The organism is Streptomyces lacaronensis, from assembly GCF_047337785.1.
Classification (GTDB): domain Bacteria; phylum Actinomycetota; class Actinomycetes; order Streptomycetales; family Streptomycetaceae; genus Streptomyces; species Streptomyces lycopersici.
Genome location: NZ_JBLHDK010000003.1, coordinates 7,828,880 through 7,851,924 on the forward strand (window position 1 = coordinate 7,828,880; position 23,045 = coordinate 7,851,924).

General features: G+C 72.8%; 18 protein-coding genes. 3 read left to right on the top strand and 15 right to left on the bottom strand.

What is annotated here, in order from left to right; translation table 11 throughout:
• Nucleotides 1-69 precede the first annotated feature (69 nt).
• The 5 genes from ACMTAK_RS33480 to ACMTAK_RS33500 all read right to left on the bottom strand — a co-directional run bounded on the left by ACMTAK_RS33480 (nt 70) and on the right by ACMTAK_RS33500 (nt 7,756).
• Nucleotides 70-2,514, bottom strand: coding sequence for a beta-xylosidase/alpha-l-arabinosidase (locus ACMTAK_RS33480; RefSeq protein ID WP_413809618.1), 2,445 nt, complete (start codon nt 2,512-2,514; stop codon nt 70-72).
• A gap of 51 nt (nt 2,515-2,565) precedes the next feature.
• The gene (locus ACMTAK_RS33485; RefSeq protein WP_413813072.1) at nt 2,566-3,381 is read right to left on the bottom strand and encodes a carbohydrate ABC transporter permease; all 816 of its coding nucleotides are present in this window, start codon (nt 3,379-3,381) and stop codon (nt 2,566-2,568) included.
• A gap of 110 nt (nt 3,382-3,491) precedes the next feature.
• The gene (locus ACMTAK_RS33490) at nt 3,492-4,448 is read right to left on the bottom strand and encodes a carbohydrate ABC transporter permease (RefSeq protein ID WP_413809619.1); all 957 of its coding nucleotides are present in this window, start codon (nt 4,446-4,448) and stop codon (nt 3,492-3,494) included.
• Nucleotides 4,448-5,755, bottom strand: a complete 1,308-nt coding sequence (locus tag ACMTAK_RS33495; RefSeq protein WP_413809620.1) for an extracellular solute-binding protein — start codon at nt 5,753-5,755, stop codon at nt 4,448-4,450. Before ACMTAK_RS33495 ends, ACMTAK_RS33490 begins: the two co-directional genes overlap by 1 nt.
• Before the next feature lie 957 nt (nt 5,756-6,712).
• Nucleotides 6,713-7,756, bottom strand: a complete 1,044-nt coding sequence (locus tag ACMTAK_RS33500) for a LacI family DNA-binding transcriptional regulator (RefSeq protein WP_413809621.1) — start codon at nt 7,754-7,756, stop codon at nt 6,713-6,715.
• 330 nt (nt 7,757-8,086) lie between these two features.
• Here ACMTAK_RS33500 and ACMTAK_RS33505 point away from each other — a divergent pair, with 330 nt between their 5' ends.
• The 3 genes from ACMTAK_RS33505 to ACMTAK_RS33515 all read left to right on the top strand — a co-directional run bounded on the left by ACMTAK_RS33505 (nt 8,087) and on the right by ACMTAK_RS33515 (nt 11,159).
• The gene (locus ACMTAK_RS33505; protein ID WP_413809622.1) at nt 8,087-8,662 is read left to right on the top strand and encodes an RNA polymerase sigma factor; all 576 of its coding nucleotides are present in this window, start codon (nt 8,087-8,089) and stop codon (nt 8,660-8,662) included.
• The gene (locus tag ACMTAK_RS33510; RefSeq protein WP_413809623.1) at nt 8,652-9,839 is read left to right on the top strand and encodes a CU044_5270 family protein; all 1,188 of its coding nucleotides are present in this window, start codon (nt 8,652-8,654) and stop codon (nt 9,837-9,839) included. Before ACMTAK_RS33505 ends, ACMTAK_RS33510 begins: the two co-directional genes overlap by 11 nt.
• A 78-nt stretch (nt 9,840-9,917) precedes the next feature.
• Nucleotides 9,918-11,159: a hypothetical protein gene (locus ACMTAK_RS33515; protein ID WP_413809624.1), complete on the top strand. Its 1,242-nt coding sequence runs from the start codon at nt 9,918-9,920 to the stop codon at nt 11,157-11,159.
• A 76-nt stretch (nt 11,160-11,235) separates the two neighbouring features.
• On the opposite strand, the gene nirD is transcribed toward ACMTAK_RS33515, so the two are convergent.
• The 10 genes from nirD to ACMTAK_RS33565 form a co-directional block, all read right to left on the bottom strand.
• Nucleotides 11,236-11,637 carry a nitrite reductase small subunit NirD gene (gene nirD / locus ACMTAK_RS33520; protein ID WP_413809625.1) on the bottom strand — a complete coding sequence of 134 codons (402 nt, stop codon included), beginning with the start codon at nt 11,635-11,637 and terminating at the stop codon, nt 11,236-11,238.
• A complete protein-coding gene (gene nirB / locus ACMTAK_RS33525) occupies nt 11,634-14,273 on the bottom strand; it encodes a nitrite reductase large subunit NirB (RefSeq protein ID WP_413809626.1) in 2,640 nt (879 codons plus the stop codon). The genes nirD and nirB overlap by 4 nt, the downstream gene beginning before the upstream one ends.
• 2 nt (nt 14,274-14,275) lie before the next feature.
• Entirely contained in the window at nt 14,276-15,709 is a 1,434-nt protein-coding gene (locus tag ACMTAK_RS33530) for an NAD(P)/FAD-dependent oxidoreductase (protein ID WP_413813073.1), read from the bottom strand.
• A 123-nt stretch (nt 15,710-15,832) separates the two neighbouring features.
• Nucleotides 15,833-17,110, bottom strand: coding sequence for a cytochrome P450 family protein (locus ACMTAK_RS33535; protein ID WP_413809627.1), 1,278 nt, complete (start codon nt 17,108-17,110; stop codon nt 15,833-15,835).
• Complete coding sequence (locus ACMTAK_RS33540; RefSeq protein WP_413809628.1) at nt 17,107-18,408, bottom strand: cytochrome P450; 1,302 nt, start codon at nt 18,406-18,408, stop codon at nt 17,107-17,109. Before ACMTAK_RS33540 ends, ACMTAK_RS33535 begins: the two co-directional genes overlap by 4 nt.
• Nucleotides 18,405-19,145, bottom strand: coding sequence for a GTP-binding protein (locus ACMTAK_RS33545; RefSeq protein ID WP_413813074.1), 741 nt, complete (start codon nt 19,143-19,145; stop codon nt 18,405-18,407). Before ACMTAK_RS33545 ends, ACMTAK_RS33540 begins: the two co-directional genes overlap by 4 nt.
• Nucleotides 19,146-19,152: 7 nt before the next feature.
• Nucleotides 19,153-19,518 (bottom strand): DUF742 domain-containing protein, encoded by a 366-nt coding sequence (locus tag ACMTAK_RS33550; protein WP_037946190.1) that lies wholly within the window; start codon nt 19,516-19,518, stop codon nt 19,153-19,155.
• Nucleotides 19,515-19,964, bottom strand: coding sequence for a roadblock/LC7 domain-containing protein (locus ACMTAK_RS33555; RefSeq protein WP_121824213.1), 450 nt, complete (start codon nt 19,962-19,964; stop codon nt 19,515-19,517). Before ACMTAK_RS33555 ends, ACMTAK_RS33550 begins: the two co-directional genes overlap by 4 nt.
• The gene (locus ACMTAK_RS33560) at nt 19,964-21,448 is read right to left on the bottom strand and encodes an ATP-binding protein (RefSeq protein ID WP_413813075.1); all 1,485 of its coding nucleotides are present in this window, start codon (nt 21,446-21,448) and stop codon (nt 19,964-19,966) included. Before ACMTAK_RS33560 ends, ACMTAK_RS33555 begins: the two co-directional genes overlap by 1 nt.
• A gap of 112 nt (nt 21,449-21,560) precedes the next feature.
• Entirely contained in the window at nt 21,561-23,042 is a 1,482-nt protein-coding gene (locus ACMTAK_RS33565; protein ID WP_413809629.1) for a sensor histidine kinase, read from the bottom strand.
• Between the last annotated feature and the right edge of the window lie 3 nt (nt 23,043-23,045).

The following is a 23,045-nucleotide window of genomic DNA, read 5'->3' on the forward strand; positions in this document are numbered from 1 at the left end:
CGGCCTCGTGGGGCGAACCGGCCCCTCCGCCTCGTGGGGCGAACCGGCCCCGGGCGCCCTTCCGTGGCGCTACTTCACCCGCACCTCGCACACCATCCGCCGCCGGTGGTCCACCGTGCGCTCGGGTCCGGTCAGCGTCAGCGGCACGGTGTGCCGTACGCCGGAGTCGGCGCTGGAGGAGGCCAACCGCAGCTCCAGGGCGCCCGGTTCCACCACCCTCGTCCCATCGGCGCCCAGCGGATACGAGGCGAGGTCGGCGTGGAAGGTGAAGTGGACCTCGGCGGACTCGCCCGGCCGCAGCGGAACCCGTGCGTAGCCGATCAGCCGGGACACCGGGCGGGCGATACGGGCCACCGGATCGTGCAGATAGAGCTGCACGACCTCCGTCCCGGCCCGGTCACCGGTGTTGCGCACGGTCAGCCGGACCGTGGTCTCCCCGTCGGTCGGCACATCGGTCGCGTCGGCCTCCGGGCGCTCCCAGGCGAACGAGGTGTACGACAGCCCATGGCCGAAGGGGAACAGCGGGGTCGGGTCGATCGAGCTGGCGTCGCCGCGCAGCCCGAGCGGCGGCTGCGCGTACGTCCAGGGCTGGCCGCCGGACGTGTACGGAACGCTCACCGGCAGTCGGCCCGAGGGGTTGACGCGCCCGCTCAGCACCCCGGCGACCGCCGGGCCGCCCTCCTCACCGGGGAAGAACGCCTGCACGGTGGCGGCCAGCAGGCGCGACCAGCGGCCGAGGGCGTACGGCCGTCCGGTGAACAGCACCAGCACCACGGGGGTGCCGGTGGCCACCAGCGTGTCCAGCAACGCCCCCTGCTCACCGGGGAGTTCGAGGTCGGCGGCGTCACAGCCCTCGCCCGAGGTGCCTCGGCCGAACAGACCCGAGCGGTCGCCCAGCACGGCGACGCACACATCGGCGTCCGCCGCCGTCCTGGCGGCCTGTGCCAACCGGCTCTCGGCGGTGAGCGCCGCCGCACCGGCCGAGGCCACGCCCCCCGCGTCCCCGGCGGACGCGGCCGGGCCGGGCGCGGCGCACCCCTCGGCATGGGTGATCCGCGCACCGGGCAGCTCGGCGCGCAGTGCGGCGAAGAGCGTCGGCACCTCGATGCCCAGGGGCAGTCCGGGGTGCTCCACCCCGACGTGGCGGGGGAAGGTGTAGCAGCCGAGCATGGCGGCGGGGTCGTCGGCGAGCGGGCCGACCACCGCGATCCGGGCGTCCGGCGCCAGCGGCAGCACATCGCCGTCGTCGGCGAGCAGCACCACCGACTCCTCGGCCAGCTCCCGCGCGACGGCCCGCATCTCCGGGGGATCGAGAGCGAGATCGAGGTCGGGGTCGAGGTCGAGATCGAGGTCGGGGCCGGGGTCGAGGTCGGCGGGCCCCGCGGAGTCCACAGCCCCCGCGAGCGCCGACGGCACCGGCGACCAGTCCGCATCCAGCAGCCCCAGCTCGCACTTCTGCCGCAGCACCCGCAGCGCCGCCCGGTCCACCAGCGCCTCGTCCACCTCCCCGGCCCGTATCGCGTCCCGCAGGGGGGTGCCGAAGCAGCGCACCGCGGGCAGTTCCACGTCCACCCCCGCCGCGAGGGCGAGTCCGGCCGCGCGGCCCCGGGTGTCGGCCACCCGGTGGGCCAGCTCCAGGAAGGACACCCCGAAGTAGTCGGCGACGACGGTGCCGGTGAAGCCCCAGGTGTCGCGGAGCAGTTCGGTCAGCAGCCAGGGGTTGGCGGCCGAGGGCACCCCGTCGAGGTCGTTGTAGGAGTGCATCACCGACCGCGCGCCGCCGTCCCGCACCGCCAGTTCGAAGGGCGGCAGGATGACATCGGCCAGCTCCCGGGGGCCGATGGAGACCGGTGCGTGGTTGCGGCCGCCCCGGGAGGCGGCGTAGCCCGCGAAGTGCTTGAGGGTGGCGACGATCCCGGCGGACTCCAGGCCGCGGACGTACGCGGTGCCGATGGTCGCGACGAGATAGGGGTCCTCGCCGATGGACTCCTCCGTACGGCCCCAGCGCGCGTCCCGCACCACGTCCAGCACCGGGGCCAGCCCCTGGTGGATACCGGCGGACCGCAGCGAACCGCCGATCAGCTCGGCCGCCCGCCCCACCAGCGCCGGGTCGAAGGACGCGCCCCAGGCGAGCGGGGTGGGGAAGACGGTGGCGCGCCAGGCGAAGAAGCCGGTCAGACACTCCTCATGGGCCAGCGCCGGGATCCCGAAGCGGTTCCCGGCGGTGATCCGGGCCTGCAGGCGGGCCAGCGCGGCGGCGCCCTCGGCCGGTTCGACGGGGGAGGTGCCGAAGGGGCGGGTCAGCTGGCCGATGCCGTGCGGGAGGAGGCCGTCGAGGTCCACGGCCTCGGACACCTCGTGCTGGAGCGGGGCGACGTCCTCACCCTCCTCGGACTCGGACCCCGGCCAGACGCCGACGAGTTGGGCCAGCTTCTCCTCCAGCGTCATCGAGGAGAGCAGGGCCGCCGCGCGGTCCTCGGCGGAGAGGGAGGTGTCCTGCCAGGGCTGAGGCATGAAGCTCCTTGTCGAGGTGGGAGAACGGCTTGCGTGGAGCGCGTGGGCGGCCTATTTGCCGCCCACGCCCATCAGTCCACTGATCAGCTGACGGCGGGCGAAGAGATAGACCAGGAAGATCGGGACGATGGAGAGCACCACGGCGGTGAGCAGCGCCGGGGTGTCCACCCGAAACTCGCCCACGTAGTCGTAAAGCCCCAGGGTCAGCAGCCGGTTGCTCTTGGACTGGGTGAGCAGCAGCGGGAAGAGGAAGCCGTTCCAGGCGTGCAGCGCCGACATCACCCCGACCGTGGAGATCCCGGACCGCGACAGCGGCACCACGAGCTGGAGCAGCACCCGGGTCGGGCTCGCCCCGTCCAGCGCCATCGACTCGTACAGCTCCTCGTCGATGTCGCGCATCGTGCCGACCAGGATCAGCACGCTGACCGGCAGGGAGAAGGCGGCCGTCGGCAGGATCACCGCGAGCAGGGTGTCGTACAGATGGAGCTTGGTGATGACCAGATAGACCGGGATCACCACCGCCTGGGAGGGGATCGCGAGACCCAGCAGGAAGATCTGGAAGATCCGGCGGGAGGCGCGGCCGCGGGCGCGGACGACGGTGTAGCCGACGGTCACCGACAGCGTGATCACGATCGCCGCGCACACGACCGTGACCAGCGCGGTGTTGAGGAGGTAGGAGAGGAAGTCGGACCGCAGCACCCGCCGGTAGTTGGCGAGCGTCGGATGGTCGGGCAGGGCCAGCGGGCCGTCGTCGATATAGCCGTCGCGGGTCTGGAAGGTGGCGGCCACCAGGACGTACAGCGGCAGTCCGACGATGCCGAGCCAGATCAGGGAGCCGAGCCCGGCCGGGTAGTTGGCGCGGGGCAGACCCCGGCGGCGGAGGCGGGGGCGAGGGGCCGCCGGGGTCTTGTTCGGCGTACGGACGCCGTTCAGGGGGCGGTTCGGACGGGGATTCGGGTGGTCGTGCAGGACGTCGGTCACATCCCCTCCCGGGTGCTGCGCATCGCGGCGAAGCCGGTGAGCCGCACCAGCAGCAGCGAGACGGTGGTGGCGACCACGACGAGGATGGTGGCGACCGCGCTGGCGTAGCCGAGGTCGAACGCCTGGAAGCCGTTCTTGTACATCAGATACGGCACGATCGTGGTGTCCGTGCCCGGCCCGCCCTTGGTGAGGATCAGGACGGTGTCGAAGAAGGTCAGCGCGCCCACCACCATGATCACCGAGGAGGTGACGATGGTGTTGCGCAGCTGGGGCAGGGTGATCGAGAAGAACTGCCGTACGGTCCCGGCGCCGTCGATCGCCGCCGCGTCGTAGAGCGAGCGCGGGATGGCGCGGGCGCCGCCCTGGTAGATCAGCGTGTGCAGCGGGATGAACTGCCAGGCGGTGACGAAGAGGATCGCCCCGAAGGCGCCCTTGGAGCTGCCGAGCAGATCGCCGTCCGCGAAGCCCAGGGCGGGCCCGATGTCGGCGATCAGACCGAAGTTGGGGTCCAGCAGCGACTTCCAGACCAGCGCGAGCGCCACGGAGGAACCGAGCAGCGGCAGGAAGAAGATCGCCGACAGTACGGCCCGGTTGCGCTGCCGACCGGCCGCCCATACGCCCAGCAGCAGCGCGAGCGGGGTCTGGAACACCCAGGTCAGCACGGTGAGGATCAGGCTGAGCCAGATGGCCTGATGGGTCTCCGGGTCGTCCCACAGCCGGGACCAGTTGCTCATCCCGGTCCAGCTCGGGGTGCCGATGCCGTCCCAGTCGGTGAAGGCGAGGGCGCCGACCAGGACCATCGGCGCCACCGCGAAGAAGACGAAGAACAGCGCCCCGGGGAGGGCCCAGACGACGCCGGGCCGGCCGACCCCGGCCCGCCCGACGCTCGCCCGGCCGACGCTCCGGCGTGGCTCGCGCGCCGGACGCCGCTCGCGGGTCGCGGCGTCCGCCATCACATGCCCTTCAGAGCGTCGACGAACCCGGCCGGGCTGAGCTGCCCGTTGAACAGCTTCTGCACGGCGGTGTGCAGCGGCGGGGTGTACTTGGCGGGCAGCGCCTGGTCCCAGGAGAGCGTGAAGTCGGGAGCCTGCTTGACCAGGTCGTACTGGAACCGCGCATAGTCGGGGTTCTCGTGCTCGGCGAGCAGGGAGGTGGCGTCGGAGGTGGTGGGGACGTCCCCGTTGGCGATCAGGTCCTTGGAGTAGTCCTGCTTCGCCGCGAACTTCACGAACTCGATCGCCGCCTTCTGCTTGGCGCCCTTCACCTTGGCGTTGACCGACCAGTAGTTGGTCGGGTTGCCGACGACGCTCTTGGGGTCACCGCTGCCCCCGGGGACCGCCGGGAAGGTGGTCCAGCCCAGCCCCGACTTGGCGAACGCGGGCTGGTTGGCCTTCTGGTTGGCGTACTCCCAGCTGCCCATCAGATGCATGGCCGCCTTGCCCTTGGCGAAGAGGGTGGAGGCCCCGTCGGCGGTGTAGTTGACCGACTTGTAGTTCTTGCCGAACGCGCCCCGGCCGACCAGGTCCCTGACCGTCTGCGCGGCCTTGAGCACCGCCGGGTCGTCCCACGCCGCCATGCCCTGGCTCTGGATCTTCTGGAACACCCCGGCCCCGCCGTAGCGGTCCACCAGGTACTCCACCCACATCAGCTCGGTCCAGGCGTCGGTGCCGGCCAGCGCGAACGGGGCGACGCCCTTGCCCTTGAACGTGTCGATGAGCTTCAGCAGATCGTCCCAGGACTTCGGGGGCCTGGCCCCGGCGTCCCCGAAGACGTCCTTGTTGTAGAAGAGGATCACCGGCTGCATCCCGCGCATCGGGATCCCGTAGTGCTTTCCGTCGATCGCGCCCGCGTCGAGGATCGTGGGGATGAACGCCTTCTTCAGCCGCGCGTCCTTGGCCATCGCGGGGTCCAGGTCGAGCAGCATGTCCTTCTTGACGAACTCACTGATGCTGCCGCCGCCCCAGTTGAAGAAGATGTCCGGGGCGTTGGGCGTGCCCATGGAGGTGCGCATCTTGTCCGAGTAGCCGTCGCCGGGTACCTGGGTGAGCTTCACCTTGATGTCGGAGGTCTTGTTGAACTGCTTGACGACCTCGCGCTGCACCTTGGTCGAGGCGTCCTGGTAGACCCAGACGTCGAGGGAGTCGTCATCCGAACCCCCGGGCCCGCCGCTTCCGCAGCCGGCGAGTGCCGTTCCGACCAGCAGCACGGCCGCTGCCAGGGTGGACGCACGAAGGGTGGACCTTGACCGAGGTATGCGCATCGTGTGCCTTCCGGAAGTTGCCCGATAATTCTCGGAAGCGGTTGCGTGGAAGGTATGGGGGTGCTGATGCGGTGTCAAGGGGTCCGGCACCGACCGGCTTTCTTTCCCCGCCCCGCCCCTTCCCGAACGGGGGGACACCCCCGGCCCCCACCGCGGGGGCTCCGCCCCCACACCCCCGCGGGGGCTCCGCCCCCACACCCCCGCGGGGGCTGCGCCCGGGGCCCCACCGGGGTTGCGCCCGGGGCCCCACCGGGGTTGCGCCCGGGGCCCCACCGGGGTTGCGCCCGGGGCCCCACCGGGGCTGCGTCCCGGACTCCGTGAGGGCTGCGCCCTCTGATCGCGTCGCGGCTGCGTTCCCACACTCCCGTCGGGGCTTCGCCCCGGATCTCGCGTGGGCTCCGCGAGGGCTGCGTCCCGGGCTCCCGTCGGGGCTGTGCCCCCGCCCCTGTGGGGGTTGCGTCCCGGACTCCGTGAGGGCTGCGCGCTCTGATCTCGTTGCGGCTGCGTTCCCACACCCCCCGTCGGGGCTTCGCCCCGGATCCCGCGTGGGCCCGTCGGGGCTGCGCCCCGGGCCCCGCGAGGGCTGCGCCCCGGACTCCGTCGGGGCTTCGCCCCGGGCCCCGTGACGGCTGCGCCCTCTGATCGCGTCGCGGCTGCGTTTCCACACTCCCGTCGGGGCTTCGCCCCGGATCCCGCGTGGGTCCCGAGTCCTCTGATCTCGTCGGGGCTGCGCCCCCGCCCCTGTCGGGGTTGCGTCCCACACCTTCGCGGGGGCTGCGCCCCCGCCCCCATAACGCCCTTCGGGCGTGTCCTCAATCGCCGGACGGGCTGGATTTTCCAGCCCGTCAGGGGGCACCTCCCAGCGGTAGCTGGGGGAGATTGAGGACCGGGGTCCGGGGCGGAGCCCCGGCGGGGGCGGGGGCGCGGCCCCCGTTCGGGAAGGGGCGGGGTGGGGGATCAGCCCTCGGCGGGCGGGGCCGTGCTGGCGCGGATGATCAGCTGGGTGGCCAGTTCGACCCTCGGGGACTCGATCTCCTCCCCCCGCGCCTGCCGCAACACCGTACGGGCGGCCAACTTGCCCATGTCCGCCAACGGCTGGCGGATCGTCGTCAACGGGGGCGCCGACCAGCGGACCTCGGGAAGGTCGTCGAAGCCGATGACGCTCACATCCTCCGGAACCCGCAGGCCCCGCCGCCGCAGCGCCTCGATCGCGCCCAGCGCCATCTGGTCGCTGGACGCGAAGATGGCGGTCGGCGGGGTGGGGCCGGACATCAGCTGGTCGCAGCCGTGGAAACCGGACTCGTGGTAGAAGTCGCCCTGCGCGACCAGAGCCTGGTCGAACGGCACCCCGGCCGCCTCCAGCGCCGCGCGATGGCCGTCCAGCCGCGCCCGGCTGCACAGCAGCCTCGGCAGACCGGCGATCAGCCCGATCCGCCGGTGGCCGAGGCTCAGCAGATGTTCGGTGGCGGCCAAGCCGCCCGCCCAGTTGGTGGCCCCCACGGTGGGCGCGTCCAGCGCCGGGGAGCCGGCCGGGTCGACGACCACGATCGGCACGTTCAGCCGCCGCAACTCCTCGTGGACCACCGGCTCCAGTACGGACGTCACCAGGATCACCCCGTCCGAGGCGCGGGCCCGCAGGTTCTTCAGCCACTGCCGGGCGGAGCCCGCGCGGCCGTGGATCGCCGAGACCACCGTGCCCACCCCGTCCTGATGTGCGACGTCCTCCACACCCCGGATGATCTCCACAGCCCAGGGGCTGTCCAGGTCGTTGAAGACCAGGTCCACCAAGGCGGCGCGGTCGCCGGGCGCGCTCTGGCGGCGGCGGTAGCCGTGGAGCCGCAGCAGGTCCTCGACCCGGGCCCGGGTCTCGGGCGAGACGTCCGAACGGCCGTTGACCACCCGGGAGACCGTGGGCACCGACACCCCGGCCTCCTGGGCGATGGCCGTGATCGTCACCTTGGGCCGGGCGCTGCCCTCGGTGCCCCTGCTCTCCGTAGCCATTACCGCCTCCTCCGTTGACGGGAGTCACCCCCGCCTCTTGCTTCCCGGGGACGCAACCCTCGGAACCTTGCAGAAGTCTTCCGGAAAACCGGATCGGACGTGAAGAGGCGAGAGAGGGACGTCCCCATGAAGCTCCTGAGCTTACGCAGCGCCGCCCGGCCGACCTCCACCGTCCCGGCCTCCACCGTCCCGCCTCCACCGTCCCGGGCACCGCGCCACCCGTAATCTCGCCACCCGTAATCTCGTCACCCGGAATCTCCTCTCCCTCAGGTGTAAGAAAGCGCGGCCCTCGACCACTGCATGGTGAGAGAGCCGAGATGAGGAGACGGCGTGACCGACGCCCAACGCTTTCGGGACCTTTACGAGGAGTGTCATCCCCGTGTGCTGGCCTACGCGACCGGCCTGGTGGGCCGGCAGGTCGGTGAGGACATCACCAGCGAGACCTTTACGGTCGCCTGGCGGCGGATGCGGGACATCCCCACGCCACCGCTGCCGTGGCTGCTCGGCGTGGCCCGCAATCTGACCCGCGAGCTGCGGCGCCGCGACGGCAGGCAGTACGCCCTGGCCGCTCGGGAGGCCCAGCGCGTCATCGCCTCCGGCGCCCAGGTCGAGGACGTGGCCGCGGGGGTGGCCGAGCGCGCGGTGGCGCTGGAGGCGCTGGCGGGGCTGTCCGCCGCCGACCGCGAACTGCTGACGCTGGTCGCCTGGCACGGGCTCGGCCCGAGACAGGCGGCACGCGTCCTGGGCTGCTCCACCGCCACGTTCTCGGTGCGGCTGCACCGGGCCAGACGGCGGCTGGAGCGGGCCGTGGACGCGGCCGGACCCTCTCGCGACCCTCGCGACCCTCGCGACCCTCGCGACTCCCGCCCGAAAGCGACAGTGAAGGAGCACCGACATGGCACGTAAGCGGCCCGATGTCATGAAGACGCTGGCGGACGCCCGGCCCCCGGAGCTCGATCCGGAGCGCCTGGCCGGTTCGGAACGCGCCCGGCACGACCTGATCACCATCCTGGCGAGCAGGCCCGACGCCCCAGAATCCCGCCGGTCCGCCCGGCCGTTCACCTGGCGGTGGGCGCTGCCGGTCGCAGCGACGGCGGCCGCGGCCGGGGTGCTGGTCGCCACCCTGCCGGAGGGCGGCTCCGGCGCCCGGGACACCCGCGGTTCCCGCGCCACCGCCGGACCCACCACGGACGGCCCCCGGCACACTGCCGAGAGCGGCCGCCTGGCGCTGCTCAACGTGGCCGCCCGGGTGGATCGCACGGCGGACGAGGGCACGTACTGGCAGACGACCACGCGGTCGTCCTGGATCGGCGTCGCCTCCGCGGCCGAGTCGACCTTCGCGGTGGTCTCCTCCGAGACATCGCGGTGGTCCTACGGGGTGCGGCCCGGTACGCGGAGCCTGTGGGTCTCGGGGATCGACGCCACCACCGAGCCCCGCACCGAGCGCGACACGGCGCGCTGGCGGGCCGCCGGATCGCCGAAGGACGTGACGCTCGCCGCGTCCGGGTCGGGCGGCAAGCTCGGTCTGCGGCTGGAGCCGGGGGCGAGGAAGCGGCCGACGGTGGACCGGATCAACAGCGGCGACAAGATCGCCGCCCTTGGCGCGCGCAATGTGAGCTACGCGGAGCTGCGGAAACTCCCCGGCGACAGCGCGAAGTTGAAGGAGGTGCTGGCGGACCTGTACGAGGAGGACCGTGGAAGCGAGATCTCCGGCCGCACCGAGTGGATGTGGCGGCAGGCGGCCGGGCTGATCGGCCTCCCGGTCAGGCCCGGGGTCCGGGCCGCCGCGTACCGCGTCATCGCGGATCTGCCGGGCATCCGGTCGCTCGGCGAGGTGACCGACCCGCTGGGCCGTAAGGGGGTCGGCTTCGCCCTGCCGGCGACCGCCCGGCCCGACTACGGGACCGCGCGGTCGGAGCTGATCGTGGACCCGGCGACCGGGGCCCTGCTGTCCGACCAGGAGGTGCTGACCAAGCCGAACGCGAAGGCCGCCGAGGCGGGGCTCACGGCGGGCACGGTGGTGAACTACACCGCCACGGTGGAGTCGGAGTGGAGCGACCGGCAGCTGAAGGCCCCTGAATGACCGGTCGGGGCGAGCTGTAAGAACGGGCGGGCGGCGGCCATTTCCTTCTGAGAACCCCACCCGAGCAGAAGGACGGTCATGGACAGAACGGCAGGACGGCCCGTAACCCGCCGGACGCGGCTGCGCACGGCGGTCGCGGTGTGCGCGGTCGCACTCGGCACGCTCGCCACCCTCGGCACCCCCGCGAACGCCACGACCGGCGCCACGCCCAGCGCCTCGTCCGACCGGACGGCCCGCGCCGACACCCCGTGGAAGCTGCGGACGCCGCTGAGCGAGACCGCCTCGCGGGAGTTCTGGGACGTCGCCGCGACCGGCGCCGAGGACGCCTGGTCGGTGGGTCGCACGACGGACGGTGCCGATGGGCCCGCCCCCCTGATCAGGCACTGGAACGGCAGCACATGGGCGGACGTGCCCGCCGCCTCCACCGACGGCAGGCCCGCCCAGCTGGAGAAGGTCGCCGCCGCCGCGCCCGACGACGCCTGGGCGGCCGGCAGCCTGGCCGACAACACCTCCGCGCCGATCGTGCTGCAGCACTGGGACGGCGAGAAGTGGACGAAGGTCGGCCACGCGGCGCCCGCGGAGGGGTCCCTGAGCTTCGTCGGCGACCTGGCCGCGTTCGGCCCGAAGTCGGCCTGGCTGACCAGTTTCGACTGGGATCCGAACGGCGACGCTCAGGTCTCCCGTCTGGAGCGCTGGACCGGCTCCGGATGGGAGAAGGCGTCCCTCCCCGCCGCCCCCGGCGGTGGCGAGGTACAGCCCTGGGACATCACCGGCACCGGCCCGGACGACGTATGGGTCACCGCGAGCGCCATGACCGGCGAGGTGTCCGTACCGCTGCTGTACCACTGGAACGGCAGCGGCTGGACGGTCCGCGAGGTGCCGGCCCCCGGCGAGCACCCGACCGGCTGGGTGGCCAACCACGCTGTGGCCACCGGCCGTAACTCGGTCTACGTCGTCGGGAAGACCAACGACCCGCAGTCGCCCACGGCCACCATGGCCACCCGCTGGACCGGCGGCCGCTGGCAGTCGCTCCCCGCGCTCCCCGTCGGCGAGGCGAACGCCGCGGGCGCGGACGGCGCCGGGCGGCTGTGGATCGCCGGCTGGGCCCCGGGCAACCCCCACTCCGTACTGGCCCGTTGGACCGGTACGGGGTGGGCGACCGAGGAGCTGCCCGCCGACGTCACCGAGCACAGCGAGATGTCCACGGTGCTCGGCGTCGCGGGCGTCCCCGGGACGAAGGGCGTGCTCGCCGCGGGGACGGCAGGCTGCGCGAGCGACCCCGTCCAGTGCGGAGTCCTGGTCTCACGCGACCTGGGCTGACACCCCGGGACCTGGGCTGACACCTCGGGACCTGGGCCGACGCCTCGTCTCATGCGACCCGGGCCGACACCTTGTCTCAGGCGACCTGGGCTGACGCTTCGTCCGCGCCCGCCCGGGTACGGGTCGCGTACGCCTGGACGACGACCCCCTCGTCGTCCAGGCACCGCCCCGTCGCCAGGTCGAAGCGCTGCTTCAGCAGCGGGGAGGCGACGAACGGCCGCCCGCCCGCCGAGCCCAGCAGCCCCCGGGAGAGGACATACGCCCCGGTGAACGGGTCGCGGTTGGCGATCGCGTACACGCGCCCCGAGCGGTCAAGGAAGACCGCCACCTGGGCGCCGTCCGGCAGCAGTGCGGCCACCCCGCGCCCGGGGGTCAGGTCGGTCAGCTCGCAGACGGTGAACCAGCGCTGGTCGACGAGGAGTTCCACGCGGACCGCGGTCCGCTCGGCTGCCATGGGCGTCATGGGTGCCATGGTCATCGGCTGGCAGTCCCTTCGAGAGTACGGACGGGGAGGGTGGGTCCTGACAGGATCGTCAGGTCCGGCTTGACCTGGTCGCGCTCGGGCACGAACTTCACCGTCGGGTCGGCCGCGCCCGGCGCGTTGACGAAGGAGACGAAGCGCCGCAGCCGCTCGGGGTCGCCCAGGGTCTCGGCCCACTCGTCGCGGTAGCCGGTCACATGGTCGGCCATCATCGCCTCGAGTTCGGCGCACAGCCCCAGTGAGTCCTCGACCACCACCTCGCGGACGTGGTCCAGACCGCCCTCGATCCGCTCCAGCCAGGCCGAGGTGCGCTCCAGGCGGTCCGCGGTGCGGATGTAGAACATCAGGAACCGGTCGATGAGCCGGATCAGCTCCTTGTCGTCCAGGTCCTGGGCGAGCAGATCGGCGTGGCGCGGATCCGCCCCGCCGTTGCCGCCCACGTACAGGTTCCAGCCGTTGGACGTGGCGATCACGCCGAAGTCCTTGCCGCGCGCCTCGGCGCATTCGCGGGCACAGCCGGAGACGGCCGACTTGAGCTTGTGCGGTGAGCGCAAGCCCCGGTAGCGCAGCTCCAGGTCGATGGCCATCCGGACCGAGTCCTGCACTCCGTAGCGGCACCAGGTCTGGCCCACGCACGACTTCACGGTGCGCAGCGCCTTGCCGTACGCGTGGCCGGACTCGAAACCGGCGTCCACCAGCCGCGCCCAGATCAGCGGGAGCTGGTCCACCCGGGCGCCGAAGAGGTCGATCCGCTGCCCTCCGGTGATCTTCGTGTAGAGCCCGAAGTCCCGGGCCACCTCGCCGATCACGATCAGCTTCTCCGGGGTGATCTCCCCGCCGGGGATCCGGGGGACGATCGAATACGACCCGTTGCGCTGGAGGTTGGCCAGGAAGTGGTCGTTGGTGTCCTGGAGGGCCGCCTGCTCGCCGTCCAGGACATAGCCGCTCGCGCCCAGGGTCGGGGCCAGCGAGGCGATGATCGAGGCCACGGCGGGCTTGCACACCTCACAGCCGTCGCCCTCCCGGGCCTCCGCCCGGCCGTGGCTGTCCAGCAGCTGGGCGTAGCTGGTGATGCGCAGGGTGCGGACGATCTCGTACAGCTCGGCGCGGGTGTACGCGAAGCAGCCGCACAGCCCCTTGTCCACGCTGACCCCGCTCGCCTCCAGCTCGTCGTTGACGAGCGAGGTGAGCGCCTTGACGCAACTGCCGCAGCCGGTGCCCGCCTTGGTGCACTTCTTCACCTCCGGGACGGAGGTGCAGTGGTGGTCGGTGACGGCCGAACGGATCGCGCCCTTGGTGACGTTGTGGCAGTTGCAGATGACCGCCTCGTCCGGCAGCGCGGAGGGGCCGAGGGCGGCGGGTGCGCCAAGCCCCGCCGGGAGGACGAGCTGCTCGGCGCTCACGGGCGGCACCGAGCCGGTGAGGGGGCGCAGCATGCCGTACGCCTCGGCGTCGCCGACCAGCACCCCGCCGAGGAGCGCGCCGTCGGCGCCCACCACGAGCTTCTTGTAGACGCCCGTGCGGGAGTCGGAGTAGACGACGTCCAGGCAGCCGTCGGCGGTGCCGTGGGCGTCGCCGAAGCTGGCCACGTCGACGCCGAGGAGCTTGAGCTTGGTGGAGGTGTCGGCGCCGGTGAAGCCCTCGTCGGCGGGGGTATCGGCGATCTCGCGGGCCGCCACCTCGGCCATCTCGTAGCCGGGCGCGACCAGCCCGTACACCCGGCCGTCGGCGGCCAGCGCGCACTCGCCGATCGCGTACACCGCCGGATCGCTGGTGCGGCACGTCTCGTCCACCGCGATGCCGCCGCGCTCGCCGACCTCCAGGCCACAGTCCCGGGCCAGTTGATCGCGGGGGCGCACGCCCGCCGAGAAGATGACGAGGTCGGTGTCGATGGACGAGCCGTCGGACAGCGTCATGGCGGTGACCGCGCCGTCGCCGTCCGCCGTGATCTCCTTACCGCCGACGCCGGTGTGCACGATCAGGCCCATGTCCTCGACCGTCCGGCGCAGCGCGGCGCCGCCGCCCTCGTCCACCTGGATGGCCATCAGGCGCGGGTTGAACTCCACGATATGGGTGGTGAGCCCGAGCCCCTTGAGCGCACCGGCGGCCTCGAGGCCGAGCAGCCCGCCGCCGACGACGATGCCGGACGAGCGGTCCTTCGCGTACTCCTCGATCGCGAGCAGATCCTCAACGGTCCGGTAGACGAAGCAACCGTCGCTGTCCTTGCCGGGCACGGGCGGGACGAACGGATACGAGCCGGTGGCCAGCACGAGCGTGTCGTAGGCGACGGTCAGCCCGGATTGGCTGGTCACGGTGCGGGCGTCGCGGTCGATGACCTGGGCCGGGTCGCCCAGCCGCAACTCGATGCCGTGGCGTGCCATGAAGCCGTCCTCGACGAGCGAGAGCTCGTCCGGGGTGCGCCCGGAGAAGTACGAGGTCAGCTGGACACGGTCATAGGCGGGGCGGGGCTCCTCGCAGAACACGACGACGCGGGCGGTCTCCGTGACCTTCCGCTCGGCCAGCGCTTCGAGAAACCGCTGGCCGACCATGCCGTGGCCGATGAGCACGATGGTGGGTGCGGCGTTTCCGGCGTTTCCGGCGTTCTCGGCGGTTCGGGGATTCGATGCGCTCATCGTCAGGACCCTCCGTCGTTGGTCAACAGGTGGAGCAAGGGGGTGGCGGGGAGCGGCTCATCGCTCTCCCAGGTACGGGCGAGCGCGCCAACGGTGCCGAGATCGCCGAGAAGAATGCCCCCGAGCAGGCGGTCACCGCGGACCACGACTTTGCGGTACGTGTTGCGGGTGGCGTCGGTGAGGTGAATCACGTCGTCGCCGGGGGCGGGGGTGGGGTTGCCGAAGGCAGCGAGATCGAGGGGGCCATCGGTACCCGACGGGCTCGCTCCGGCGGAGCCGGGCGCTGCGGTGAGCGTGAGCCGGGTGAGCGTGCGGGTGCCGTGGTACCGGGGCGCGGTCTCGCCGCCGGATGCGGCCCGGTGGCCGCGTTGTGCCCACGCAGCGGGGTCGGCGGGTACGGCGTCCGTGCCCACGAACCGGTCCCCAGGTGCGGGTTCCGGGGCGGCGGCCTCCTGGGGGGCTGGGGGGCGGGGCCCCGTAGGTTCGGGGAGGGGCGGGGTGGGGGAGAGCAGGCGCGCCAGCACGTCCGCCTGTTCCTGGGCGGCGCCCGCCAGGCCGTACACGACCCCCGCGTGCTCCGCGCAGTCGCCCACCGCGAACACCCGCGGATCACTCGTCCGCAGCTCGTCGTCGATCATGACCCCCCGCGCCACGTCCAGCCCAGCGGCCACCGCCAAACCGACCCGTGGCCGGACCCCGCACGCCAGCACGACCAGGTCCGCCTCCAGGACGTATCCGTCGGCCAGGTCGACGCCGCTCACCGCGCGCCCGCCGTCCACCGCGCGCGTGCGCAGGCCGCGGACGCGGCACTCCGTGTGGACCTCCACGCCCAGCGCCGCCATATGCCGCCGCAGGACCCCTGACGCGCCCGGGTCCAGCTGGCGCTCCATCAGGTGCTCGCCCTGCTGCGCCAGGACCACCTGGGCGCCGCGCTGGGCCAGCGCACGCGCGGCGGAGACCCCCAGGAGCCCGCCGCCGATGACGACGGCCCGCGCCCCGGGGCGTACGGCGGCGCCGAGGGCCAGGCAGTCGTCCATGGTGCGGAAGGCGTGGACGCCGTCCGGAAGCTCGTGGCCGTCCGGTTCGAACAGGCCGCGCAGCGGTGGCAGCACCGGGTTGGAGCCGGTGGCCAGCACCAGCGCGTCGTACGGCACGCGGCGGCCGTCGTCGCAGACCACCTCCGCCGTGGGGCGGTCGACGCGCACCACCCGCACCCCGCTCAGCCGCCGTACCCCGGCGGCGGGGGCGGGGAGCGCGATGACCTCCGGGGCGTACCGCCCGGCGAGTACCTCGGCGAGCAGCACCCGGTTGTACGCGGGGTGCGGCTCCTCACCGATGATCGTGACCTCGACGGCGAGCGAGCCCGGGCCCGCGCCCCGCGCGGCCAGCTGCTGCGCCAGCCTCGTACCCGCCATGCCGCCGCCGACGATCACCACCCGGCGGCGGCCCGGCCTCATCGGCTCCCTGTACGACTCCATGCCAGGAAGCCTGCGGGGTGCCTGTTACCCAGCCGCATCCCCGCCGTTTCCCGTAGGCAACGCTGCCCTCAGCGCGCTCCCTCAGCCGCTGTGAGCCACCCCGGGCGTCCCCAGCCGGATGGGCAGCCGCCGCGGGCTGTTGCCCACGAAGCTGGGGTGGGGGACCAGCTCCTCGTCGGGGATCGCCAGATCCAGCGCGGGGAAGCGGGTGAAGAGGGCTTCGAGGGCGATCACGGCCTCCATGCGGGCCAGCGGGGCGCCCAGGCAGAAGTGGGCGCCGTGGCCGAAGGACAGATGGCGCGCGCCCCGGGTGACGTCGAAGCGGCCGGCGTCCGGGCCGTACGCCCGCTCGTCGCGCCCGGCGGCGGTGTACGAGACGAGCACGGGCGCGCCCTTGGGGATGACCGCGTCCCCGACCGGGAGGTCCCTCGTGGTGTAGCGGAACGGGAAGAAGGACACCGGGCTGTCGTACCGCAGCGTCTCCTCGACCACATCGCTCCAGCTCGCGGCCCCGGAGCGGACCAGATCCAGCTGATCGCGGTGGTTGCACAGCGCCCGCACCGCGTTGGTGATCAGGTTGAGCGTGGTCTCGTGCCCGGCGATGATCGTCAGCATCAGCGTGCCGATCAGCTCCTCCTCGCTGAGCCGGTCGCCGTCCTCCTCACGGACCGCGATCAGCGCGCTGGTGAGATCGTCCCCGGGGTCCTGCAGCCGGGCAGCGGCCACCTGGCCGAGGATCGCCACCATCTCGCGGTTGGCGGCCGGGACCCGATCGGCCGCGGTCTGGGTGGAGACGATCTCGTTGGAGAGCTCGTGCAGCCGGTCCTGGTAGTGGTCGTCGACGCCCAGCAGCCGGCAGATCACGTTCATGGGCAGCGGCAGCGCGAAGTGGCGGCGCAGATCGGCCACCCCGTCCGGATCGGCCGCGGCGGCCTCGCCCAGCCGATCGAGCAGCGTTCCGGTCAGCTCGTGGACCACCGGGCGCAGCGCCTCCACCCGGCGCGGGGTGAACGCCCGGGTCACCAGGGACCGCAGCCGCTTGTGGTCCTCGCCATCCGCGGTGATCATGCCGCGCACGGTGGCGAAGGTACGCATCGGCCAGCCGGGCGGGAGCTCGTCGTTCCGCAGCGCGGCGAAGTGGCAGGCGTTCTTGGCCACGTCGGGGTGGGTGACGAAGTCCTTCAGCTCCTCGTGCCGGGTGATGGCGTATGCCGGTACGTCACCGGGCAGCAGGACCGGGACCGCGGCCCCGCGGGCGCGCAGCTCTTCGTTCACCGCGTGCTGGCGCGCCCCGGTGGGGTCCAGGCGGTGCGGTGCGGCGGGGTCGGCGTGCGACACGGGGCATCGGCCGTCGGTCATCTGCTGTCTCCTGCGGGGGAGTCGGGGGTCGGGGCCGGTCGGTCGGGGGTCGGGGCCGAACCCGGACCCGAAGCCGGGGCGTCGGCGGCCAGCTGCGGCGCGGAGAACCGCACCGGCAGCTTGGCCAGGCCCTTGGACCACGGCGAGGTGATCCACGGAAGCTGCTCCTCCGGCACCGCGATCTCCATATCGGGCAGCCGGTGGCGCAGCGTGTCCACGGCGGTACGGGTGATCAGCCGGGCCGGATCCCGCGCCGGGCAGCCGTGCGGGCCCGCCCCGAAGGCGAGGTACGAGCGGTTGCCGACCACCGGACGTCCGTCCTCGGGCAGCACCTCGGGGTCCGCGTTGGCGCCCGCGAGGCCCAGGATGAGCATGTCCCCGGCGCGGATGTCCTGGCCGCCGAAGCGCAGATCGCGGGTGGCGTAGCGGCCGGGGAAGTTCTGGGTGGGCGGCTGGCGCCACAGCACCAGGTCCAGGGCGTCGTCCACGGTGAGGTGGCCGCGGGCCAGCGAGGAGCGGAACGCGGGGTCGGTGAGCAGGATCTGGAGCGTGGAGGCGATCCAGTTCACGGTGGTGTTGTTGCCCGCGACGATGATCACCACGAGGTTGTGCAGCACCTCCTCGTCGCTGAGCCCGACGGGGTGCTCCAGCAGCCAGGACGTCAGGTCCGCGCCCGGCCGCCGCTTCTTCCCGGCGATCAGCTGGAGCAGGATCTGGCCCATCCGCTTGTTGGCGCCGGTGGCGGCCACGGTCGGGGCGACGATCGTGGTGAGCGTCTCGACCAGCCGGGCCCCGTTCTCCTCGTCGAGGCCCAGCAGTTCGGTGACGACCTGGAGCGGCAGGAGGCGGGCGTAACTCTCGACCAGATCCGCCGCGTGCTGGTCGGCGAACCCGGCGACCAGCCGCTCCGCGGTGGCCCGCACCCTGCGGATCAGCTCATGGCCGTTGACCCGCCCCAGCGCGTCGGCCACCGCCGAGCGCATCCGGCGGTGCGCCGCGCCGTCCGCGAACAGCAGCGCCGGGCGCCAGCCCACCAGCGGCATCAGCGGCGAGTCGGCCGCCACCCGGCCCTCGCGCAGCGGGGTCCAGCGGCGCGGGTCATGGGAGAAGTACTGCTCGTCGCGGGTGAGATGGAGCAGCTCACGGTGGCCGATGACCAGCCATGCCTCGACCCGGGGCGCGATCTCCACCGGGACCACCGGACCGTGGTCGCGCCGCATCCGCTCGTACAGGTCGGTGAGCGGACCGTCGAGCGCGGTCCCGTACAGCGGCACCCGGGAGGCGGCCCGGGCGGTCACGACGCCTCCGTCAGCGTCTCGATCAGATGCGAGACGAGCGAGATCAGCGCCTGGACCGAGGACTTGTGCTCCCGGGCGTCACAGATGACCAGCGGGGTGTGGGGGAGCAGATCGAGCGCGGAGCGCAGATCGTCCTCGTTGTGCGGAGTGCTGTCCGGGAAGGCGTTGACGGCGACGGAGAACGGCACATCCAGGTCCTCCAGATGCCCGATCGCGTCGAAGGACGCCTCCAGATCGCGGGTGTCGACCAGCGCGAGCGCGCCCAGCGCGCCGCGCGCCAGGTCCTTCCAGGCGGGCAGGAACCGCTGCTGGCCGGGGGTGCCGAAGAGGTACAGCACCAACTCGCCGCCCAGGGTGATCCGCCCGAAGTCCAGCGCGACGGTGGTCGTGGTCTTCGACGGCCGCACCTTGGTGTCGAGCCGGGCCCCGGCCTGGCTCATGGTCGCCTCGGTGGAGAGCGGCTTGATCTCCGACACCGTGCCGATCAGCGTGGTCTTGCCGACGCCCATCGGGCCGACCACCAGGATCTTGGCCGCCCCGGCCACGCTGGACTCCACGTACATGACGGGGGTGTCGTCCATGTCATCCATGTCGTCCGTATCGCCCGTCTCGTCCGTATCGCCTGTCTCGTTGGTGTGGTCTGTGCGGGTCGTGCGGTCCGCGTGACCCGGGTGGGCCGGGTGGGCCGTGTGGGCCGTGTGGTGGTCGGTCCTGGTTGTGCCGTCCGTACCGGCCATCGAGATCTCAGAGCTTGCTCTCAAGCCCATCGAGCACCTTCCTCAGCAAGTCCAAATCGGCACGTTTTCGCTTGACCACCCGGATCGGCGGACGCGCCACGATGTGCCCCCAGTCGATGAGATCCGCGAGCAGCACCTGCACCACGGCCGGTGGCTGACCGAGATGGGCGGCGACCTCCGCCACCGACAGCAGCCCCTGGCAGAAGTCGGCGATCCGCCGGTACTCGGGCTGGAGATGCGGCGGCAGCGCGCTCCCGGACGCCACGACAAGCGTTTCCAGCGGCAGAGCATCCCGTGAGGAACCGGCACGCCCCCGTGTGATCACATAGGGGCGCACCGCGGCCGTGGTGCGTTCCTCGCCGGGTCGGCTCATGACGTCGGGCGGCCCATCGGCTCCCGCGGCTGGCTGCTCAGATGGGCACCGATCTTCGCGACCAGTAACTGCATCTGCTGAGCCACCAGGCCGACATCCGCCTCCGTGTCGGTGGCCACCCCCAGCGAGGCGCCCTGACCGGCCGAGGTGAACAGCACGAACCCGCTGTCGGACTCGATCATCAGCTGCCGCACCCCGGCCTCGTCGCCGAACAGCAGCGACACCGTGGACTGGCTGGTGACCGTGAGCGCGGCACAGGCGGCGGCCAGCGACTCGGCCTCGGCCACCCCGAGCCGGGACACCTCGCCGGTCAGCCCCTCGGCGGAGTCATGGCCCATGCGCAGACCGTCCTCCGAGACGACGACGGCATGCCGCACCCCGGGGATCCCCGTCAGCGGACGCAGCATCCATCCCACGTCGGGCAACCTGGATATGGTTCCGGCCACTACCGGCCTCCCTCTCGGTCTTCTCGGTCCGGACTCGATTCATCCTCGGGCGGTACGGTCTCCGCTTCCGTCTCCGTCTCCGCCTCCGCTTCCGCGCGCCCGCGGCGGGTGCCGGAGACGACGCTGGTGATGGAGGCGCGGGCGGCCTCGGGTGTCCAGGGGGCCGCCGCGGCCGGCGGGGTGGGCGCGGCGCGGGCGGGGGTGCCGGAGGCGGTGGCGAGGCCGACCGCGTCGGCCCCATCGGCCCCATCGGCCACGTCGGTGGAGGAGGCCGGGGCGGAGCCGGAGGCCGACGCGGCTCCGGCGGCCGGGCGGCGGCGGTTGCGGCGCCGGGGCAGCCCGGTGCCGAGGGGCGCGGGGGCGTCGGGCGCGTCGGGGACGTCGTCCACGGACACGCCGTTCAGCAGACCGCCCCCGGCGGGGTCGGCGGCGGCCGTGCCGAGCCCCGCGCCGCCCGCGTCCTGGTTCACCGTGCCGACGACCACGGGCTCCACGACCACCGGTTTGTGGTCCGCCGCCCGTACGGCGCTCGGCTGCTCGGTCAGCAGCCGGTGCGGTACGAAGACCACCACCCGGGTGCCGCCGTACGCCGACGCCGTGGACAGCTCGACGCCGAAGCCCAGCTCCCGCGACCAGCGCCCCACACAGGCGAGCCCCAGCCGGGGCACCGCGCCCAGCTGGGCCAGGTCGAGACCGTCCCGCAGCTGGCCCACGGCCTTCTCCAGCACGTCCGGCGGCATCCCGAGCCCCGCGTCGTCGATCTCGATGACCGCGCCCGCCGCGACCTCGCGGATGGCGACCGCGACCTGGGTGCGGGAGGGGGAGAAGACCGTGGCGTTCTCCAGGAGTTCGGCCACCGCGTGCATCAGGCCCTCCACGGCGGGGGCCACCGCGTAGAGGGTCTGACCGCCGTGGACGTCCACCCGGCCGAACTCCACGATGCGCGACTGCGCGCCCCGCACACAGTCGAAGAGCGACACCGGCCGGGTCTCCCGCCGCGCGGGCCAGATCCCGCACATCACCAGCAGCGTCTGGGCCTTGCGGGTCATCTGGGCGGCGGCGTGGTCCGCCTTCATGACCTCGCCCATCAGCCCGGCGTCCTCGACATACTGCTCCAGGCCGTCGAGGACCTGCTGCTGCACCATCGACATGGCGTGCATATTGCGGGCCACGGACTCGAACGACGCCTGGACGGAGTCGCGCAGGATCCGCTCCCGGCGCGCCGCCTCGTCCAGATCGGTCTGTACGGCGGCCAGCCGGGCGACCTCCTCGCCGCGCTCGGCCGCCAGCGCCCGCTCTTCGGCCGCATTGGCTCGTTCCCGCTCGGAAACGGCTCGTTCTCGCTCGGTCGCCCTACGCGCGTCCGCGAGCGCGCGGCGAAGTCTGACCACCCAGGTGAGGCACAGTGCTAACACCAGTACCAGCACCGCGGACGCGGCCAGCACGACGGCCCCCGTCCCCGACAGCACCTTCGACACCTCCATCTGGGACACGGCCAAGAAAGGGCAGATACTACTGACCAACTGATCAGTCTGGTCCGGTAGTTGCCAAACTCTCACGACTGGGCAGCCGTGTCGGCACCGGGGTCGGGCCCGGCTATGCCGCCCGGGGCAGGCGCAACAGCAGGCGAGCCCCGCCCCGCGGGCTGGTGAGCACCGTAAGGGTGCCGCCGTGGGCGTGAGCGATGTCATTGGCGATGGCGAGGCCGAGACCGGTGCCGCCGTCCTGGCGGGCCCGGGCATCATCCAGCCGGGTGAACCGCTCGAAGACGCGCTCGCGGTCGCATTCGGGGATGCCGGGGCCGTCGTCGTCCACGGCCAGTTCGACCATGCCGCCCTGGACCGCCACGGTGATGGAGACGCTGGTGCGGGTGTGGCGGCGGGCGTTGTCGGCGAGGTTGGTGAGCAGCCGGGACAGCTGCACCCGGCTGCCGGTCACGACGGCGGCCCGGTCCTGGTTCCCGGAATTCGTGGGGTGGTCCCCGGTCTTCGTGGGGAGACCCCCGGCCATCGTGGGCTGGTCCATCGTGAGCGCGCCCGGGTGGCGCCGTACCTCCTCGGCCGCCAGCGCCCCGAGGTCCACCGCGGCCTTGGGCGGCGCCTCCTGCGCGTCGAGCCGGGCGAGCAGCAGCAGATCCGAGGCGACGGCCTGGAGCCGGTCGGTGTCCCGCAGCGCCTTGTGCACGGCGGCCGGCCAGTCGGTGCGCGACGGGCGGGCCAGGACCAGCTCGAGCTGGGCGCGTACGGCCGCGATGGGGCTGCGCAGCTCATGCGAGGCGTCGGCCACGAACTGCCGCTGCCGGGTCATGGCCCGGTGCAGCCGGTCCAGCGTGGCGTTCATGGTCCGGGCCAGCCGGTGGATCTCGTCCCGCGCCCGGGGCACCGGCACCCGGCGGTGCAGATCGCGCTCGGTGATCTCGGTGAACTCCTGCCGCATCGCGGCGACCGGGCGCAGTGCGCGCCCCACCAGCAGCCAGGTGAGCCCCGCCACGAACAGCACCAGACCGGCGGCCGCTGGGGCGGCCTGGCGCAGCATCAGCCCGGTGGCGCTGTCGAGTGAGGTGGTCGAGGGGCTCACCGTCACGCTGTACGGCCGCCCGGCCTCGACGGTTTCGGTGGATTCAGTGGATTCGGCGGGTTTGGTGGGTTCGGCGGGCTCGGCCGGTTTGGTGTGGAGCCCCGGGAGCCCGGCCGACCCCTGCGAGGCGGCATCCGCCGGGGCCGTGGGGGTGACCGTCCGGCCGGAGGCGTCCTTGATCGTCACCGCGCCGGGGGCGACGATGTATGCCCGCTGCGGCATGGCCCGGGTCTTCAGCTGGCCCTTGATCGCCACGGCGGCGTTCCTGGCGTCCAGATCGGCGCTGGCACGGAGGTTGTGCTGGAGGGCGAGCACCAGTGCCAGCATGCACAGCGCGATCGCGAAGGCCACGGTCCCGGCGGCCGCCAGCACGGCCTTGGCGCGCACGCTCAACCCGGAGGTCAGGCGCGGGCGGTGGGTCCGTGTGCCCTCCGACTCCCGCTGCCCGTGCGCCATGTGCTCCGCGTCCGCGCTGCGTATCGAGCCCGCTGTGTGCCCCACCGT